The sequence below is a fragment of the Streptococcus sp. ELY_137 genome, from assembly GCF_058314515.1.
This window is the reverse complement of record NZ_JBZFUL010000001.1, coordinates 31,981-50,197: the sequence shown is the minus strand read 5'-3', so window position 1 is coordinate 50,197 and position 18,217 is coordinate 31,981. Positions and strand designations below refer to the sequence as shown.

Genomic DNA, 18,217 nt, shown 5'->3' with positions numbered 1-18,217 from the left:
CCTTTATCAGTCCAATTGACGGTCAACTATTTTCAGAAACGGAAGCCAGATAATCGCAATAACAATAACTTGAACCAATTGTAGCAAGGAGCCCATAATGGAATTGGTCGCCAAAAATCCTGAAACGAAAATTGGCATTGTCCAAGGAACCTGAGCGCCAGTTGTTAGAGGCACTAGTCCACTTGCAAAACCAAGATAAGCTACGATCACTGAAGCAATCGGTGCAAGCAGCCAAGGAATAAAGATACTAGCATTCATGACCATAGGCAAACCGAAAATTACCGGCTCGTTCACATTGAAGATACCAGGTGCCAAGGCAAAGCGACCCACTTCGCGATATTGCCTCTGCTTCATTAAGAAGGCCATCATAACGACCACAATTAAAGTTGAACCGGAACCTCCCAGACCAACGGTAAAAGTGTCCATGAACGTTTTAGTAACAATATGCCCATGCTGCGCCAAGGCATCTGCTCCCTCTTGAGTCAGCCTTGCATTATCCAGCATATTGGTTTGCCAGAAGGGCTCAAATACTGAATTGACAATAACTTGGCCATGTAGACCAAAAAACCATAAAAATTGTACAAAGAATACAGCGACAACTGTTGCAAACAGACTCGTTCCCAAACCAGTCAGCGGTTGTTGAATAAGACTATAAATAACATCGTGTAAATTAGTATTGAAAACCGATGTCATCAAAGCATTGACCAACAAGAAAACCATCAAGGTTCCAATTGCAGGAATTAAAGCAGAGAATGATTTAGAAACCGCTGGCGGAACACTTTCTGGCATTTTAATCGTAAAACCACGCTTGGTTAGATAGACAAATAATTTAGCAGCAACAAAGGATGTTATGATACCTAAAAACATCCCTTTAGCTCCCAATCTATCAAGGCTAAGCGCACCAGTTGCTTTAGCTACAACCTTACCATTATCCCCTAAAACATCAAAGAAAAACGGTGTTAAAATCAAAAATGAAGCCAGAGCAACAACAGCTGCATAAAGTCCTTCTTCCAGCTCCTCAGCCTTGGCTAAATAATAACCAATACCCAAGCTGACAAAAATGGTCATAATAGACATTGTAGCGCTCTGTCCGTTGCCAAATAAATCTGCAAATTGTACCTTTAAATTATCCGGCCAAAATGGCAGATTATTAAAAACAACAATCAAAGAGCCAAACATCGTCAGAGGAAACGATAACATAAAAGCATCGCGCAGCACCAGCAAATATTTATTATTGCCCAAAATCGTTGCTATCGGCAATACCTTTTCACTAAGCATGTCCATAAATCTGTTCATGGCGATCTCCTTTTGAAATGTGATTTATTACATGCTCATTATATCATTTATAAAATATGTTTCAATTTATTTTATAAAAATAAAATTTATTTCATATTTTTATTAATATAGGCCGCTAGAATTTCTGAAAAAATTAAAAATATGGAACGATTATCGAGTTGATAAATTTCCTGTGAATCGCCAAGGAATAGTGACAGATTAGAAGGTAAGAGTATGAACTCTGATGCCAGTTCTCGCAATTCCCTTTTATCATCCATTGTTATGATGACTGTCGTACAACCGACCTTCTGAGCTGCATTGAAAATCTCTTGATAGTCTTTATTGCCTGATACAGTATAAAAAATCAAGACATCTTCTTTTTTCAGATTACGAGATAAGTAGTACATTTTTGTCTTGCTAGTGACACTTTCTGCATATTTATCCTGATAGAGTAAAAAGTAAACCATCTGCTCAGCACTTAAACCAGAACTTCCGATTCCCAAAATTTTAATATTAGACGATGAAATTAGCAGTTGCGATACACGCTCTAATTGCTCTTCATCCAGTTGACTCTCAACAAGATTTAAGTTATGGCGGTAATTATCAACAACATTAGTGATTAAACTTTTGTCTGAATGAGCCTCACTGGCTTCTCCTTCCTGAAAATACTCCTCCAATGATATTTTAAAATCTGGCAGACCCTTATAACCAATCTTCTTAGCCAGTCTAACTAAAGCAGCAGGAGAGGTTTCAATCAGAGCTGCTGCCTCTTGAACACTATTATCAATTAAATAATTCGGAGACTTAAGTAATATATTGATAATTCTTTTATCAGTTTTTGTCAGATTCGTAAATTGAAGCGAAATCCGCTCTTTAAAATTCATACTTTCCTCCTAAGTGAAAAGCTCCCAAAGACAAGCTTCAGGAGCTGGTTGATTACTCTCATTAATTTAGCGTTCTGCCACTCTTTTCGCTAGAGCAAAGTTACCAAGGGTTGCTGAGCCATTGCCAGCAACAGCTGGCGTCACAATATAGTCAGACACATCAGGAACCGGCAGATAGTCATTTAACAAGCCAGCAAATTTTTCACGCACGCGTCTAAGCATGTGCTCCTGTGCCATCACGCCGCCGCCAAATACAATGACATCTGGGCGATAAAGCAGGGTTGCCTGCACGGCAGCTTGGGCAATGTAGTAAGCCTGAATATCCCAAACATCCGCATTCCGTTCAATCAACTCACCGCGAGTACCGGTACGAGCTTCCAGTGAAGGGCCTGCCGCCAGACCTTCCAAGCAGCCATTGTGGAAAGGACAGGTTCCGTGAAATTCATTGGCAACATCACTTGGATGCAAGGCAACATAGACGTGACCAGCCTCAGTGTGACCAGCACCTCCGATAAACTCTCCTCCTTGGATTGCGCCAGCACCAATACCTGTCCCAATAGTATAATAGACCAGATTATCCACACCTGGACGCACCAGAGCCTCACCATAAGCTGACGAATTTACATCTGTTGTGAAATAAAATGGAATTTTGAACTCCTTAGAAATCAGACCAACTAAATCAACATTAGACCAATTGGGTTTAGGCGTCTTGGTGATATAACCATAGGTCTTAGAATTCTCATCAATATCTACTGGACCAAATGATCCAATTGCGATGCCTTGTAAATCGTCCTCAAATTTTTTAAAAAATTCAACCGTTTTATCAATGGTTTCATAAGGCTTCGTTGTAGGGAACTGAACCTTTTCGACGATTTGAAAATTCTTATCACCAACTGCACAGACAAACTTTGTTCCGCCCGCTTCCACACTTCCGTATAATTTCATATACCCTTCCTCCAAACAATACTAAGCCATTCAGCGATGAAAACAAGAAGTGCGGTGAGCGTGTAATAACATTTAGAAATACTTACACTCCAGAATAGTTACATCTGTAAGAACTAAAATTCTAACAACCGCACTGCTTTTTCCCGACGCTTTTAGCCTATGTTTCATTAATAAATGACTTAACTTCTTTTCTTTCCCATTATAAAAAAATTGGGACTATAAATCAATGATAATTGAGTTGCTGCCAACAAGAAAGAGGCTGAGACATCAGCCCAACCTCCTCATCTATTATCAATAGACTATCTTGATAACCATCTTATTCAACAGCAATCAAGTCAGCACCAGCTTTGACATCACCATTAGCCACAGGGGTAACTTCAGCATAGTCAGCTGAATTCGTGACGATAACCATTGTAGTATTATCAAGGCCAGCTTCAGCGATAGCTTCTGAATCGAATGTTCCCAAAACATCACCTTTCTTAACCTTTTGATTAGCCTTGACTTTTTGCTCGAAACCTTTACCATCCATAGAGACTGTATCAATACCAATATGAATTAAGACTTCAGCGCCATTATCTGATTTTAGACCATAAGCGTGGCCAGTTTCAAAGGCAATCTGTACTAAGCCATCAACTGGTGAAACAACTGTATTTCCACTAGGTTTTACAGCAATTCCTTTCCCCATAGCACCCGACGAGAATACTGGATCATTGACACCAGAGAGATCAACGGTTTTACCATCAAGCGGAGCATAAATGGTTTCTTCAGTTACCTCTGCCGCTGGTTTGTCTGCAGCAGCAACCTCGTTGTGTTCTTCTACATCAGCTTCAGCTGCTGCAACGGCTGCTTCGGCTGCAAAAACATTAGCCGCTTTTGTTTTACCATAGTAATAAGTAATCGCAAATGCAATGACAAATGAGATAACTTCACAAATTAGATAGAATGGAATTGATTTAGGATAGATAGAGATAAGACCGAGCACACCAGCCGAACCAAGTGATACTGCAATGACTCTAAGAAGCCCCGCAACAGCTGCAGAGACTGCTGAGCCCACCAAAGCACAGAAGAATGGGAAGCGGTATTTCAGATTAACCCCAAAGACTGCAGGTTCTGTAATACCAAGAAGGGCTGAAATACCAGCGGAACTTGAGAGACCTTTTGTTTTAGAGTTTTTCGTCAAAGTAAAGACTGCAAAGGCTGCCGCTGCTTGAGCCATATTGGCCATTGAGGCAACAACAAAGATGAAATCACCTGAACCTTGACCATCTTTCCAAGAGTTCAAAAGAATGGTTTCAAAAGCAGGGAAGGATTGGTGCAGACCGGTAACTACGATTGGGGTATAGAAGGCACCGAAAATACCCATACCAAGGAAACCAAGCGTATCATACAGCCAAACCAAACCGTTGGCTACCCAATCAGATACTTGACCAAAGACCGGTCCAATAACAGCAAATGTCAAGAAACCAGTAATAATCATCGTCAGAAGCGGCGTGAAGGTAAAGTCAACTGCTGAATGCAAATGCTTATGGAACCATTTTTCAACGACACACATCAACCATACAGCAATAATGGCAGGAATAACTTGCGATGTGTACTGTTGCGCATGAAGCGTCCAACCAAAGAAGTTCCAGTCAAGAGAGAAATCTGCTGCTTTAGCTACGAATTCATTGAGCTCTTGCGAACTCATCATCAAGCCCAGAGCCGCACCTAAGAACTGGTTACCACCAAAGCGTTTGGCAGTAGAAATACCAATAAGAACTGGCATGTAGATGAAGGGCGCATCAGCCAAAACTGTCAAAAGCTGAGAAACACCAGAGATTTGCGGAAACTGTTCAACAAGTGACTGGGGTCCGAACAAATCCGGAGACTTGAAAATATTGTTAACCGCCATCAACAAACCACCAGCGACGAGAGCTGGGATAATTGGGACGAAAATTTCAGAAAGCATCTTGACAAATGCCATCACTGGGTTGGTCTTGGACCCTTGAGCAGCAATTTGCTTAACTTCTTCTGTTGAAACTTCTTTCAGACCCGTTTGCTTAATCAGTTCAGCATAAACATGATTAACATCACCAGCACCAATAATCACTTGGTATTGGCCATCCATTTTGAAAGTTCCCTTAACATCGGGATTGTTATCAAGAGCTTCCTGATCAACCTTGCTATCGTCTTTCAAAACCAGACGAAGGCGAGTTGCACAGTGAGCTCCAGCGACAAGATTATCTTTACCGACCGCCTTAATGACGTCAGCAGCTACTTTAGAATAATCCATAGCGTAACTCCTTTTAATTTTTTAGCATCTCATTTTTGAAAACGCTTTTTTACATTTCCTAATTTATCACACTCAACAAAATATGTCAACCGCTTTACATACTTTTTATTTTTATTGCAGAGTTACACCTTGATTTTTTTTTTGAAAACCTTTACTATGTTAAAGAAGTGACATCTTTTGACAGATGATCGACCTATATCGGAGGAAACAATTATGAATCTACCAACAGAGGTACGCTACCGCCCCTATGCTGACTGGACCCAGGAAGAACGTGCAGCAATCAGGGCTAAGGTAGCCGAATCCCCTTGGCATACCCACTACCATATTGAGCCAAAAACCGGGCTGCTAAATGACCCTAATGGTTTCTCCTATTTTAATGGAAAGTTTCACCTTTTTTACCAAAATTGGCCCTTTGGAGCTGCGCACGGTTTAAAACAGTGGGTACACACCCAATCAAGCGATTTAGTTCATTTTGAAGAGACAGGTGTCACTCTTGAACCTGATAACAAAAATGATAGCCACGGGGCTTACTCTGGTTCCGCCTACCCAATTGGTGATAAACTCTTTCTCTTTTACACCGGCAATGTCCGCGATGAAAATTGGGTTCGCGACCCTCTGCAGATTGGGGCCTGGATGGATAAAAATGGTAAGATCGAGAAATTTACAGACGTCCTTATTCCACAGCCAAACGATGTCACCGAACACTTCCGCGATCCCCAAATTTTTAAATACCAAGACCAGTTTTATGCGATTGTTGGTGCTCAAAGCTTAAATAAACAAGGCTTCATCAAACTCTACAAAGCTCTTGATAATGATGTTTACAACTGGCAGGAAGTCGGCAATTTGGACTTTGGCGGGACAGGCTCTGAATATATGATTGAATGTCCTAACCTAGTATTTGTTGATAACAGGCCAGTTCTGCTTTACAGTCCACAGGGGCTGAGCAAAACTGAATTGAGCTATGATAACATCTACCCTAACACCTATAAGATATGTCAAACGTTTGACACAAACCAACCTGCCCTGATAGGTGCTTCTAAAATTAGCAACCTTGATTATGGTTTTGAAGCTTATGCTACCCAAGGTTTTAACACTCCAGATGGCCGTGCCTTGATCGTTAGCTGGATCGGTCTCCCTGATATCGACTACCCAACCGACCAATACAATTATCAAGGAGCTATGAGCCTCGTTAAAGAATTAACTATCAAGAATGGCAAACTCTACCAGTATCCCGTACCTGCCATCACTTCCCTGCGCTCATCACAAGGCAGGCTGACAAATATGCTTGAGACCTCAAACACCTACGAATTAGAAGTCAACTTTAAAGCAAAGGAAAAAACAGAGCTTCTACTCTTTGCAGATGAAAAAGGGCAAGGGCTAAAACTGACGGTCGATAATACCACCGGTACTGTCACACTAGACCGCTCTAAAGCTGGAATCCAGTATGCAACCGACTTTGGTACCAGTCGTGAATGCCGTATTGAACAGGCTCAGACTGCCAATATCTTTGTTGATAACTCAATCGTAGAAATCTTTATCAACAAAGGAGAAAAAGTCTTTACCAGCCGTGTCTTCCCCGAAAAAGGACAATCCGGTATCAAAATCCTATCTGGTCAACCGGCTGGATCATACTTTGAATTGAAAGCGTAAATAAGCCTATGGTTGCAAAACTAACAGATGTTGCAGAGTTAGCTGGAGTTAGTCCAACAACTGTATCACGTGTCATCAATAACAAAGGCTATCTATCTGAAAAGACCAAGGAAAAAGTCCATACTGCTATGCGCCAGTTAGGCTATAAGCCCAATAATTTAGCCCGCGGACTGCAAGGCAAATCCTCAAAGCTGATCGGGTTGATTTTCCCAAAAATCAGCAATGTTTTTTACGCTGAAATTATTGAACACTTGGAACACATTCTCTTTTATCACGGCTACAAGGTCATTATCTGCAACAGCCAAAATGAATCCCAAAAGGAGCGAGAATATTTAGAGATGCTGGCGGCCAATCAGGTGGATGGCATCATTTCATCCAGTCATAATCTGGATATCAAAGATTACGAACAAGTGGAAGCTCCTATCGTTGCTTTTGACCGTAACCTTGCTCCGCATATCCCTGTCGTTTCATCAGATAATTTTGAAGGAGGCAAGATGGCTGCTTTCGCCTTACAAAAGGTTGGCTGCAATAACATTATCATGTTTACTGGCAATGACAATTCCAATTCAACAACAGGATTGCGCCGTCAAGGTTTTAACGCTGTTCTACCACAAGCCAAAGTTTTTAATATTCCCAGCGATTATTCAGCTATCCGCAAAGAAATGGAAATTAAAACGATCCTCAACAACGAAAAACCTCATGGTATTTTCGCCTCCGATGATATGACTGCCATTCTGACAATGAAAATAGCTGAGGATCTGGGACTGAATATCCCACAAGATCTTAAGATTGTTGGTTACGATGGAACTCAATTTGTTGAAAATTACTTTCCGCAGTTAGCTACCATCAAGCAGCCGATTAAAGAAATCGCAGAGCTCTTAGTAGATGTTCTTCTGTCTAAGATTGAAGGGCATCCTGTTCAAGAAAGCTACATTCTTCCAATCAGCTTGCTGACAGGAAAATCCCTATAAATACAAAAGAGTAATGAGTTCCAAGTGCTCATTACTCTCTTTTATATACTACTATATTGAATCAGCGCAGGTTAAAATTCTAGATGTTTATTTCGACCTCTCTTACCTTGCACCATAGGAGGCCAAACGGGCTAAAATTCTCATAATAAAAACTCGGGGAAACTAACTAATAAATTTTGTTTCCCCGAGTTTTATTTATTTGTTAACGTCGTTACGAAGCTTCTTCTTCCACAAACTTTGTCAAGATACCATTGACAAACTTGGCTGATGTTTGGTCTGAATATAACTTAGCCAACTCGATAATCTCATTTAAAGCTACACGTTCAGGTGTTTCATCATAATATTTGATTTCAAACAAACCCAAGCGCAGAAGGCTGCGGTCTGTCAAGGTTAGACGCTCCAGAGACCAGCCTTTTTTTAGATTTTCAACGATAAGATCGTCTATCTCTGGACGCTCATCAACAGTACCCTTAACAAGGTTCAGAAGAAAGGCAGGAACCTCTGTTTCCTGTCTGTTCTCTAAATCCTTATCATAGCTATAAGCAAACTCAGCTGCTTGGAGAAAGTCACTTTGACCGAATTCTAAACTAAAAATAGCCTGGAAAGCACGCTCACGTAAGTTACGTCTTGAATCAGTCATCTAAGAAATCCTCATCAAACAAAGCAGCCATATCCGGTTTAGGTGTCTTTTCGGGGACAATACCGACTACATGGACATTGACGTCTGAAATCTCTACTTCAGCCATATCATAAACAGCTGATTTAACAGCACGCTGAACTTCAATTGAGACAGCCGGTACATTCACTCCATATTGGAGTTGTAAATAAATATCAGCGGTTACCTTATCGCCTTCCTTGGTCGTTAGGTAGACCCCCCGACTGAGTGTGGTCTTACTGATGCTATCTGTCACGGCCTTGTTATTAAGAGAATAGACCCCCTCAACCTTTGTCGCTGCAATCCCCGTGATGACTTCAAGCACACGCGGAGCAATGACAATGTCTCCGATTGTTTCTGCCATAGGTCTGTCCTTTCTAGTTTTTTCTATAAATCTGATACGCTTGCCTCATCATTAAGCACGGGAAACATAAGTTCCCTCTTGCGTATTAATCACTAACTTTTGACCCACTTCAATGAAATCCGGTACATTGACTACAAGACCAGTTTCTAAAGTAGCCGGCTTACCTGAACCAGTAACCGTTGCCCCTTTAATCGATGGCTGAGTATCTGTCACTGTCAGCTCAACTGTTGTAGGTACTTGCACTCCGATAACTTCTGTTCCATAAAATTGAATTTTAACCTCACCATTTTCCAAAACATAGAGCAATTCATTTTCAACATTAGCAACAGGAATTTCATACTGGTCATAAGTTTCATTATTCATGAAATAGGCAGTGTCGTCCATCTTATAAAGATACTGTGCAGGTACCGTTTCAATAATAGCCTGTTCGAATTTTTCTTCTGGACGGTAAGTCGTATCAAAAGTTGAACCAGTACGTACATCACGCAGCTTCATGCGCATAACTGTATTACCCTTACCAGGTTTGTGGTGGCTGGCTTCAAGCACCTTGATCAGCTTTCCATCAGCCGTTTCAAACGTCATACCAGCTCTGAGCTTACTTGCTTCAATCATGTTTTAACTACCCCTTTATTAAATTTAATTATCACTTCATTCTATCATAATTACAAGGGATACTCAAATTTTTTAAGAATACTCTAATAGCCTTACACAGGGCATAAAAGCACTGTTTTGATAGGAAATAGAGGGTTAATCTTACTTCTAGGCAGGCGCTCACTGATTCATCCCTAGGGACACCTCTGGAACATCATGCTGAACATATTCAACCTGCTTTTGCTTCATCAATTCGACTGCCAAAGCACTTGGGCGGTAATTAGCCTTGTAGGTAATTTTTTTAACACCTGCCTGTAACAGGGCCTTAGTGCAGTTAATGCAGGGAAAATGCGTCACATAAATTTCCGTATCCTTAGTCGAAATCCCTTCTTTAGCACATTGAATGAGGGCGTTCATCTCTGCATGAACAGTTCGAATACAGTGACCATCCTCCATGTAGTGTCCAACTTCGTCACAGTTATCTGTCTCAGATACACCGCCGTTATAGCCGGTGGCAATAATTCGTTTATCTTTGACCAAAACAGCACCAACATAAGCACGATCGCAGGTCGATCGCTTAGAAATCAGTTCCGCATTAGCCATAAAATAGTCCTGCCACGATAATCTTTCCGACATCCTTCGTCCTCCTCATTACACATCTCTTAGCGCTACGCTTTCAAAGCCCAATAAAGCTCAGCAATAATATTTAGTATACCATCTCCGCGCCTCCCGCGTCTACAATGGAGTGCAGAGTCGTCATTTGACAAAACTTTACAGAGTCTATAAAATGAGAGCAGAAATATTAGTCAAGGAGAACCAAAATGACCCAACCAGAATTCCCTCAATCTCAAATACCACAAGAACCAAACGGGCAAAGTCAGCCATCAGAGCAGATCCCAAATCAACAACCCCAAGCACAAGAAACCTACCCTCAGGGACAGCAGGGAACTGCTTATCAAGAGCAAGCCCCATATCCCCAGTGGCAGCAACAAGGGCAATATTACCAAGAACAAAATCCAAATACCCAGCAACAACCAAATGGAACCTACCTACAACAGCAGCAGGAATACTTCTATCAACAGCCTCAACAACCCACACAGCCACCTTATCCTCAGTCCTTCCAAATGCCACAGCCGGCTAAGTCTCAGGCTCCCCTAGTTCTAGGAATCTTATCTATCATTTTAGATTTAAGTTTATACTTTGTCTTTATCGGCTTCATTTTGGGCATTATCGGCCTAATCCTTTCTCTCGTTCAAAATAATAAACCCCATAAATATAAGACAGAAATTATCCTTAACAGCATTGGATTAGCTCTTCCTATTATCTTCCTCTTCCTTATTCTCATTTTGGTTTTAATCGGCATGTCAATAAGTTATTAGAGGAAAACTGAGACAGAGATCGACAGGCGGAGATCCATTTTCTCCAATCCTTTTACTCTTGCTAAGCGGTGAAGAATTCCATTTTTTATACCGACTAAAAACATAAATAAAAGCGTCAGCGTTGGCTATGCTCTGCAAGCACTACAACACTGACGTTTTTTACTTCATTTCAATTTTTCTTTTAAGTATCGACCAGTAAAAGATTGCTCATTTTGAGCAACTTCTTCTGGTGTTCCGGTTGCAACGATAGTACCGCCGCCGATACCACCTTCTGGACCAAGATCGATAAGATAATCAGCAGTTTTGATGACATCTAGATTGTGTTCAATAACGAGAACCGTATTTCCTTCATCAACAAACCGTTCCAGCACCTTAAGCAAGCGGGCAATGTCATCAGTATGGAGTCCTGTTGTCGGCTCATCCAAGATGTAGAAAGATTTCCCAGTCGAACGCTTATGGAGTTCACTGGCCAGCTTCATACGCTGAGCCTCACCACCTGATAGAGTCGTAGCCGGCTGACCTAGCGTAACATAGCCCAACCCCACATCCTTAATCGTTTGGAGTTTGCGGGCAATCTTTGGAATAGGCGCAAAGAAATCCACTGCATCATTAACGGTCATATCAAGGATTTCAGCAATATTTTTCTCCTTATAGTGGACCTCAAGCGTTTCGCTGTTGTAGCGGGTACCATGACAAACTTCACAAGGAACATAGACATCTGGCAAAAAGTGCATTTCAATCTTAATAATGCCATCGCCAGAGCAGGCCTCACAACGACCACCCTTGACATTGAAACTAAAGCGTCCTTTCTTGTAACCACGAATCTTAGCTTCATTGGTTTTGGCAAAGAGATCACGGATATCATCGAAAACACCTGTGTAAGTAGCCGGATTGGAACGGGGAGTTCGTCCGATCGGACTTTGATCAATATCAATCAAGCGCTCAATATGGTTAATACCTTCAATAGCCTTGTGTTTACCTGGTTTTTCCGAGTTGCGATTGAGCTTTTGCGCCATGGCTTTTTTCAAAATACTATTAACCAGAGTAGACTTCCCAGACCCCGAGACACCTGTCACTGCAATAAATTTTCCAAGTGGGAACTTGACATCGATATTTTGGAGATTGTTTTCGCTAGCTCCCTTAATTTCAACAAAACGGCCATTGCCTGAACGGCGCTCAGATGGGACAGGAATGGCCTTCTTACCAGATAGGTACTGTCCAGTGATAGATTTCTTATTTTTAGAAACCTGATCTGGAGTACCTGAAGCTACAATTTGACCACCAAAATGACCTGCTCCCGGACCGACATCCACCAGCCAATCGGCCTGTCGCATAGTATCTTCGTCATGCTCAACCACAATCAAGGTATTGCCTAGATCACGCATTTTTTTCAGGCTGGCAATCAGACGATCGTTATCCCGCTGGTGAAGACCAATAGATGGCTCGTCCAAGACATAGAGGACACCACTGAGGTTAGAACCAATCTGAGTAGCCAAACGAATCCGCTGACTTTCACCGCCGGACAAGGTCCCAGCGGCACGGGAAAGAGTTAGATAGTTAAGGCCAACATTATTTAGAAAAGTCAAACGATCTCTAATCTCTTTCAAAATAGGTGCTGCGATGGTTTCTTGATTGTCTGATAAAACTAAGTGTCCTAGATGAGCCAATTGGTCCTGAATAGACAGATCAGAAATCTGACCGATATGAAGGCCGGTCTCACCACCCACCTTGACCGATAGCGCAGCATCATTGAGACGATAGCCGTGACAAGTCGCGCAAGTCAGCTCATTCATGTAACCTCGCATAACATTGCGGGTGAAATCACTATTGGTCTCATGATAACGGCGGTTGACGTTATTGACAACCCCTTCAAAGGGGATATCAATATCGCGTACACCACCAAAGTCATTGACATAATGGAAATGAAATTCGCGATCGTCTGATCCATAGAGCACTAAATCTTGCTGTTCTTTTGGCAAGGACTCAAACGGTGTATCCATATCAACCCCAAATGCTTCCATGGCCTGCTCCAGCATGGCTGGGTAATAATTGGAAGAAATAGGATTCCAAGGCGCAAGAGCTCCCTCACGCAAAGTCAAGCTAGGATCCGGAATGAGAAGATCCATATCGACCACCAACTTCATCCCCAAGCCATCACAGGTTGGACAGGACCCAAAAGGAGCATTGAAAGAAAAAAGACGCGGTTCTAACTCAGGAACGGTAAATCCGCAGACTGGACAGGAATAATGCTCCGAAAAAAGAAGATCATTGCCATCCATAGTGTCGATAATGACATAGCCATCCGCAATCCGAAGTGCCGCTTCGACAGAGTCAAAGAGACGGCTGCGGATACCTTCTTTGTTAACCAGACGGTCAATGACCACCTCAATATTATGCATCTTGGACTTAGATAGCTCAGGTACCTCGGTCACATCATAGACCTCACCATCCACGCGCACGCGAACATAACCCTCTTTTTGAACCTTGTCAAAGAGCGTCTTGTGCTGTCCCTTCTTGCGACGTACCACAGGTGCCAGAATCTGCATGCGAGTGCGTTCAGGAAGTGTCAGAACCTGATCAACAATCTGCTCAACCGAGCTGGCGGAAATCTCTCCATGACCATTTGGACAGTAAGGAACCCCTACACGCGCATAAAGTAAACGCAGATAGTCATTAATTTCAGTAGCTGTACCAACGGTTGAACGCGGGTTCTTGCTGGTAGTTTTCTGGTCAATAGAAATAGCTGGACTAAGACCGTCTATACTGTCTACATCAGGCTTTTCCATGTTGCCCAAAAACTGACGGGCGTAGGCTGACAGACTCTCCACATAGCGCCTCTGCCCTTCTGCGTAGATAGTATCAAAAGCCAGACTGGATTTACCAGATCCAGACAAACCAGTCACCACCACCAGCTTATCCCGCGGAATTTCTACATCTATATCTTTCAAATTGTGGGCACGCGCCCCATGAATTACTAACTTATCTTGCATAACTAAGATACCAAGCCGTTAAACGACTCAAAGGAATTTAGGAACATCGACGCAGGTGAAAAGACACCTAGGAGTTTTTATCTAATTCCACAGAGTCGTAGGCGGGTTCATTTCCTTTCTAAGATATAACGGGCAAAGTAAAACTAAATGCAAATGCATTCGCTTTACTACGGGAACTCCTATAGTAGTTCCCTATGCCCCTTACTAACTTCAAAACTTCGTTAATATCGACCGAAGTTTTTTCGTGTCGCCAAGCCGTTAAGCACTCCAAAGAAAAATAGCGAGTGCTATAGCTATCTGTGGTAGCGTCGTAACACCGCCACAAGGTTGATTAGGGAAGTCGCTGTCGTGCATACGACAAGAGTTACCAATCAACTACTGTGAAAAAGGACGAAGAATCATAAGATTCTAGGAAAGGGAGTCTTTTTTCACAGAAGTGTAGGCGGGTTCATTTCCTTTCTAAAATATAACGAGCAGAGTGAAGCTAAATGCAAAAGCATTTGTTTTACTACGAGTTTGGGACAAAAGTCCAGACTCGTTAGCATTATTCTAGATTTACCAGATTGGCGCAGTGACTCATTGGTGCTAAAGCACCCAATGAACTTGCAGAGGTAAGACTCAGTTAGCATAGCAAACCTCCCAACCACTGCGAGACATTATAGAACATTATGATTTCATACAAGACTTCCCGTTCTTTTGTCCTAGGATTTAGCCCAAATTCAATGGTTAAAACATACAAGGCTATTCCAACATCCTACAACTCTTTATTATAGCAGAATAAAGTCAGTCTAACCTAAATGAAATATGGCAGTTCTCGTTCGTTTCTAAATAAGCTAAATAAATGTCAAATATAATTGACTACTTTAGTGTTCTGTGATATAGTACAAATGTCAGCTATATACGACAAAAGGAGAGTTATGAACCACGTCAAACACTACCGATTAAAGTCTGGTATTTCACAGTTGGCTCTGGCTAAGGAAATCGGCGTCTCTAGACAAACCATTAACATGATTGAGAATGATAAATACAACCCTTCGCTGGACCTCTGTCTGCGTCTAGCATGGGCTTTGAATACCGACCTCAATCAACTCTTTTGGAAAGAGAAAGGAAAGCATTCGCTATGAAAAAAGACACCTTCACCACCAAACTTATCAAGCGCTTCTATGGTATCCGCGGTCCCTTGGATGAATTTAAACTGCAAAAGGCCAATGCTATCGGAAATATGGTTTTTATCTGCTTAGCCACCTTTATTTTTGTGGGGGATATCTTCGTTGTTATGTTGACCGATAGATACCCTCTCGCCATAGCTATTGCCTACCCTGCCGCACTAACGTTCTTGCTCCTTCTCACCTTTTTTATCGTTTACATGAGATATGATGGCAGCGACATCACAAAGGTTGAAACTGATGAACTAAATGACACTGAAAAGCGCCAGCAAGCTTTCTGGAATACCCCTATCAAATGCTTTATATACTTTGCCATCATTTTTTGGATTATTAATGCGATTACGAGTGGATTTAGCCACATTTTCTCAGTGAAAACCATTGCTCAAGCACTCATCTGGGCTTTCATAATGGCATTCTTTTTTAGAGGGACTATTTCAAGAAAATAACGAAATACGGCTATCAAAAGAAGGGGGATCAACCCCAAAATTGAAAATTTTGGTTCGTATTCCCACCCTGCACACAGACGAACGACGTTTATCACATTCATTTAGTTTTTCCGCTTTGACCTTGTGGTAAAAGGAAAACCTAGCCAGCAGTAGGGAGGGGGCATCGGTGCTAAAACATCTAATGAATTTGTGCAGGGGTAAGACTAAACTGGCCTAGCCAACAAATCTTACTCCCAGCCACTGCGTCGATCTGGTAAATCTAGGATAATGCTAAAGAGTCTGGACTTTTGTCCCAGACTCCTTCTGATTCTCTTATTCTACCGTTTTCCCCGTCATATCTTGATAATCCTGACACATCTTTGCCCAAGAGTCTTCAATTGTATCCGTGACTGCAAAGAGACCACTGCGGCCAATGACATAAATATCGGGGTCAGCCTGATCGATCCTCTTGAAAGTCTTACGGCTGGACGAACCGTCCATTTCAATCAAGTAATGATAACCATACTGTTGACGCAATTTCCTTAATTCAACTATTTTTTCTAGAGCAGTTTCTAGGAAACGCTGTCCTGCAAAACCTGGATCTACCGTCATAATTGTGATTTTGTCCAATAAATCAATATAAGGGGTGAGGGTGCTAACTGGCGTCTCCGGATTGAGAACAACACCAGCTTTTAGTCCAGCAGCATGAATACGGTCAATTAAGCGAAAAGCAAGACCGTTAATAACTTCTGCATGCATGCAGATATACTCACACCTAATAGCGATTAGCTGATCCACCCAAAAGGTAGGATCAGTCACCATCAGGTGACCTGACATTGGCAAATCACTGAGCTTTCTTACTTCCTCAATAAACCAAGGCGAAAGTGTAATATTCGGAACAAAATGACCATCCATAATATCAATATGATAAGACTGAGCATGATCATTCAAAAAAGTGATTTCCTGAGTAAACTTATCGAGGTTCATACACATTAGTGATGGTGAAAAATGAACATGTGCCATATAGGGTTCCTACCTCTCATTCTATAAAATTTCAATATCATCTAAACTGATATCCTCTTCTTCAATTTCTGAAACAGCTGTTAATTCATCAGCCGTTTTATTTTTGGCAATGAAGGCATAGATAACACCAGTCACCAATACATTAACAATAATCGCAAGAACACCAGCTAAGGGATGTGACATCGTCGGAATCATCAGAAAGCCTCCAAACGGAACCGTCGAATCTGCTCCCATAGCCATGGAAACCGCACCACCAGCAGCACCACCAATCGCCGCTGCTGTAATCGCACGCGCAATATCATTCAGAACAATAGGAATAACTCCTTCAACAATGTTCAGAACACCCATGGGTACTGCGGATTTCAAGGTTTCAATCTGTTCTCTGCCATAAATATTCTTACGGAGTAGTTTAGCTACAAAATAAGCAAAACCAAAACCAATAGGCGTTGAAGTATTAACTAATTGCAGGGCCGTAACCGGTTCTTTTACTCCCGACGCTAGAAGGGTTAAGGTAAAGGCGTAAACCGTTTTATTGATCGGTCCGCCGAAATCAACAATACTCAAAAAACCTACAACTAGACCAAATACTAACATGGAAGAAGAACTAAGGCCTTGCAAAGCTGTCGTCAACCAATCAGTAAAGACCGCAATCGGAATACCAACAATATAAATCATCAGCAAGCCAGAAATTAGGGATGACAGCAAAGGAACAATGACCGTCGGCATCAACCCCTTGGCCCATTCGGGAACTTTAAAAGTTTTTAGAATCCCCAAGGCCAAAAAGCCAGCTAAGTAGCCGCCTAAGAGACCACCCAGAAAGCCAGCACTGATCGCATTAGCTGATAAGCCTACAACAAACCCCGGTGCAATACCTGGCTTACCCGCGATAGAATAAGCAATTCCCGTTGCAATAATGACAGGTAACAGCCCTAGCGCTTTCCCTCCCATCGTAGCCAAGGTATCCCAAAAGGTGAATTTCCCCTGAACCAAGGCATCTTGTGCGGTACCGCCAAGAGCCATACCAATGGCGACAAGGAAACCAGCCCCGCATACAATTGGAACTAAGTAAGAAATAGCAGTCAAGAGATGCCCTTTTAGATTTAATTTTTTCCATGTATCTTTCATAAATCTGCTCCTCCCTTATTGAGATTGTGCTATCTCAAAAGCCTTCTCTAACAGTTTATTAGGTGACTTGATGGCAATTTCTGTTGGAACCTTGATGACCTTTTTTCCTTCAAATCGCTCCATCCCCGAAATTTTGACATCAATAGCCAAAATAACGATATCCGCTTCCTGAATTTGCTGCTCTGTTAACGCATTTTCAACTCCAATGGTTCCTTGAGTTTCAATATGGATATCATGCCCTGCATTCTTAGCAGCATTTTCAAGTTTTTCCTGAGCAATATAGGTGTGGGCAATACCTACCGTACAAGCTGCAACTCCAACAATTTTCATAAATAATTTCCTTTCTTTAAAATACAAAAGTGTTAAGTGACACACAGCAAAATGGGAAAGCAGACGCAGATGCTTGATATCTAGGAAGGCTGTATACTTAAAAGTCTCTGCACCTGTAATCAGCTAAGACTGAAACCGTTGCATATCTTTTTGCACAGTGTCGTAGGCGAGT

General features: G+C 41.9%; 17 protein-coding genes. 5 read left to right on the top strand and 12 right to left on the bottom strand.

Annotated elements, in window-relative coordinates; all coding sequences use genetic code 11:
• Positions 1-6 precede the first annotated feature (6 nt).
• The 4 genes from AC4HAO_RS00245 to AC4HAO_RS00230 form a co-directional block, all read right to left on the bottom strand.
• Complete coding sequence (locus AC4HAO_RS00245) at positions 7-1,296, bottom strand: PTS sugar transporter subunit IIC (RefSeq protein ID WP_491093359.1); 1,290 nt, start codon at positions 1,294-1,296, stop codon at positions 7-9.
• 86 nt (positions 1,297-1,382) lie between these two features.
• Positions 1,383-2,159 (bottom strand): MurR/RpiR family transcriptional regulator, encoded by a 777-nt coding sequence (locus tag AC4HAO_RS00240; RefSeq protein WP_491093358.1) that lies wholly within the window; start codon positions 2,157-2,159, stop codon positions 1,383-1,385.
• A 66-nt stretch (positions 2,160-2,225) separates the two neighbouring features.
• On the bottom strand, positions 2,226-3,104 hold the full coding sequence (scrK, locus tag AC4HAO_RS00235) for a fructokinase ScrK (protein ID WP_491134206.1): 879 nt from the start codon (positions 3,102-3,104) through the stop codon (positions 2,226-2,228).
• 316 nt (positions 3,105-3,420) lie between these two features.
• Positions 3,421-5,376 (bottom strand): sucrose-specific PTS transporter subunit IIBC, encoded by a 1,956-nt coding sequence (locus AC4HAO_RS00230; RefSeq protein ID WP_491134205.1) that lies wholly within the window; start codon positions 5,374-5,376, stop codon positions 3,421-3,423.
• A gap of 213 nt (positions 5,377-5,589) precedes the next feature.
• Between AC4HAO_RS00230 and AC4HAO_RS00225 the strand changes: the two genes are divergently transcribed.
• Together AC4HAO_RS00225 and AC4HAO_RS00220 are read left to right on the top strand one after the other, a co-directional pair.
• On the top strand, positions 5,590-7,026 hold the full coding sequence (locus AC4HAO_RS00225; protein WP_491093356.1) for a sucrose-6-phosphate hydrolase: 1,437 nt from the start codon (positions 5,590-5,592) through the stop codon (positions 7,024-7,026).
• Positions 7,027-7,034: 8 nt separating this feature from the next.
• Positions 7,035-7,997, top strand: coding sequence for a LacI family DNA-binding transcriptional regulator (locus tag AC4HAO_RS00220; protein WP_491093355.1), 963 nt, complete (start codon positions 7,035-7,037; stop codon positions 7,995-7,997).
• Positions 7,998-8,208: 211 nt separating this feature from the next.
• On the opposite strand, the gene nusB is transcribed toward AC4HAO_RS00220, so the two are convergent.
• The 4 genes from nusB to AC4HAO_RS00200 all read right to left on the bottom strand — a co-directional run bounded on the left by nusB (position 8,209) and on the right by AC4HAO_RS00200 (position 10,243).
• The gene (gene nusB, locus AC4HAO_RS00215; RefSeq protein WP_447451895.1) at positions 8,209-8,637 is read right to left on the bottom strand and encodes a transcription antitermination factor NusB; all 429 of its coding nucleotides are present in this window, start codon (positions 8,635-8,637) and stop codon (positions 8,209-8,211) included.
• Positions 8,630-9,016, bottom strand: coding sequence for an Asp23/Gls24 family envelope stress response protein (locus AC4HAO_RS00210; protein ID WP_447451894.1), 387 nt, complete (start codon positions 9,014-9,016; stop codon positions 8,630-8,632). The genes nusB and AC4HAO_RS00210 overlap by 8 nt, the downstream gene beginning before the upstream one ends.
• A 51-nt stretch (positions 9,017-9,067) precedes the next feature.
• A complete protein-coding gene (efp, locus tag AC4HAO_RS00205) occupies positions 9,068-9,628 on the bottom strand; it encodes an elongation factor P (RefSeq protein WP_447451893.1) in 561 nt (186 codons plus the stop codon).
• A gap of 159 nt (positions 9,629-9,787) precedes the next feature.
• Complete coding sequence (locus tag AC4HAO_RS00200; RefSeq protein WP_447451892.1) at positions 9,788-10,243, bottom strand: deoxycytidylate deaminase; 456 nt, start codon at positions 10,241-10,243, stop codon at positions 9,788-9,790.
• A 185-nt stretch (positions 10,244-10,428) separates the two neighbouring features.
• Between AC4HAO_RS00200 and AC4HAO_RS00195 the strand changes: the two genes are divergently transcribed.
• Positions 10,429-10,986 (top strand): hypothetical protein, encoded by a 558-nt coding sequence (locus tag AC4HAO_RS00195; protein ID WP_491093354.1) that lies wholly within the window; start codon positions 10,429-10,431, stop codon positions 10,984-10,986.
• A gap of 164 nt (positions 10,987-11,150) precedes the next feature.
• On the opposite strand, the gene uvrA is transcribed toward AC4HAO_RS00195, so the two are convergent.
• Entirely contained in the window at positions 11,151-13,976 is a 2,826-nt protein-coding gene (gene uvrA, locus AC4HAO_RS00190; RefSeq protein ID WP_491093353.1) for an excinuclease ABC subunit UvrA, read from the bottom strand.
• A gap of 917 nt (positions 13,977-14,893) precedes the next feature.
• Between uvrA and AC4HAO_RS00185 the strand changes: the two genes are divergently transcribed.
• On the top strand, positions 14,894-15,100 hold the full coding sequence (locus AC4HAO_RS00185) for a helix-turn-helix transcriptional regulator (RefSeq protein WP_491093352.1): 207 nt from the start codon (positions 14,894-14,896) through the stop codon (positions 15,098-15,100).
• Positions 15,097-15,588: a DUF3278 domain-containing protein gene (locus AC4HAO_RS00180; RefSeq protein ID WP_491134204.1), complete on the top strand. Its 492-nt coding sequence runs from the start codon at positions 15,097-15,099 to the stop codon at positions 15,586-15,588. The genes AC4HAO_RS00185 and AC4HAO_RS00180 overlap by 4 nt, the downstream gene beginning before the upstream one ends.
• A gap of 312 nt (positions 15,589-15,900) precedes the next feature.
• On the opposite strand, the gene alsE is transcribed toward AC4HAO_RS00180, so the two are convergent.
• Genes alsE through AC4HAO_RS00165 form a run of 3 tightly spaced genes read right to left on the bottom strand, consistent with a single transcriptional unit; the run spans position 15,901 to position 18,165 of the window.
• Positions 15,901-16,590 carry a D-allulose 6-phosphate 3-epimerase gene (gene alsE / locus AC4HAO_RS00175; RefSeq protein ID WP_491134203.1) on the bottom strand — a complete coding sequence of 230 codons (690 nt, stop codon included), beginning with the start codon at positions 16,588-16,590 and terminating at the stop codon, positions 15,901-15,903.
• 21 nt (positions 16,591-16,611) lie between these two features.
• A complete protein-coding gene (locus AC4HAO_RS00170) occupies positions 16,612-17,715 on the bottom strand; it encodes a PTS fructose transporter subunit IIC (RefSeq protein WP_491093349.1) in 1,104 nt (367 codons plus the stop codon).
• Between the two features lie 15 nt (positions 17,716-17,730).
• Positions 17,731-18,165 (bottom strand): PTS fructose transporter subunit IIB, encoded by a 435-nt coding sequence (locus AC4HAO_RS00165; RefSeq protein ID WP_491134418.1) that lies wholly within the window; start codon positions 18,163-18,165, stop codon positions 17,731-17,733.
• Positions 18,166-18,217 lie beyond the last annotated feature (52 nt).

What these genes read in the sequence shown, in the direction of transcription:
- AC4HAO_RS00230 (WP_491134205.1), bottom strand. Translation starts at nt 5,376, where the DNA reads ATGGATTATTCTAAAGTAGCTGCTGACGTCATTAAGGCGGTCGGTAAA.
- nusB (WP_447451895.1), bottom strand. Translation starts at nt 8,637, where the DNA reads ATGACTGATTCAAGACGTAACTTACGTGAGCGTGCTTTCCAGGCTATT.
- alsE (WP_491134203.1), bottom strand. Translation starts at nt 16,590, where the DNA reads ATGGCACATGTTCATTTTTCACCATCACTAATGTGTATGAACCTCGAT.
- AC4HAO_RS00170 (WP_491093349.1), bottom strand. Translation starts at nt 17,715, where the DNA reads ATGAAAGATACATGGAAAAAATTAAATCTAAAAGGGCATCTCTTGACT.
- AC4HAO_RS00180 (WP_491134204.1), top strand. Translation starts at nt 15,097, where the DNA reads ATGAAAAAAGACACCTTCACCACCAAACTTATCAAGCGCTTCTATGGT.
- AC4HAO_RS00240 (WP_491093358.1), bottom strand. Translation starts at nt 2,159, where the DNA reads ATGAATTTTAAAGAGCGGATTTCGCTTCAATTTACGAATCTGACAAAA.
- AC4HAO_RS00185 (WP_491093352.1), top strand. Translation starts at nt 14,894, where the DNA reads ATGAACCACGTCAAACACTACCGATTAAAGTCTGGTATTTCACAGTTG.
- AC4HAO_RS00245 (WP_491093359.1), bottom strand. Translation starts at nt 1,296, where the DNA reads ATGAACAGATTTATGGACATGCTTAGTGAAAAGGTATTGCCGATAGCA.
- efp (WP_447451893.1), bottom strand. Translation starts at nt 9,628, where the DNA reads ATGATTGAAGCAAGTAAGCTCAGAGCTGGTATGACGTTTGAAACGGCT.
- uvrA (WP_491093353.1), bottom strand. Translation starts at nt 13,976, where the DNA reads ATGCAAGATAAGTTAGTAATTCATGGGGCGCGTGCCCACAATTTGAAA.
- AC4HAO_RS00195 (WP_491093354.1), top strand. Translation starts at nt 10,429, where the DNA reads ATGACCCAACCAGAATTCCCTCAATCTCAAATACCACAAGAACCAAAC.
- AC4HAO_RS00200 (WP_447451892.1), bottom strand. Translation starts at nt 10,243, where the DNA reads ATGTCGGAAAGATTATCGTGGCAGGACTATTTTATGGCTAATGCGGAA.
- AC4HAO_RS00220 (WP_491093355.1), top strand. Translation starts at nt 7,035, where the DNA reads ATGGTTGCAAAACTAACAGATGTTGCAGAGTTAGCTGGAGTTAGTCCA.
- AC4HAO_RS00210 (WP_447451894.1), bottom strand. Translation starts at nt 9,016, where the DNA reads ATGGCAGAAACAATCGGAGACATTGTCATTGCTCCGCGTGTGCTTGAA.
- AC4HAO_RS00225 (WP_491093356.1), top strand. Translation starts at nt 5,590, where the DNA reads ATGAATCTACCAACAGAGGTACGCTACCGCCCCTATGCTGACTGGACC.
- scrK (WP_491134206.1), bottom strand. Translation starts at nt 3,104, where the DNA reads ATGAAATTATACGGAAGTGTGGAAGCGGGCGGAACAAAGTTTGTCTGT.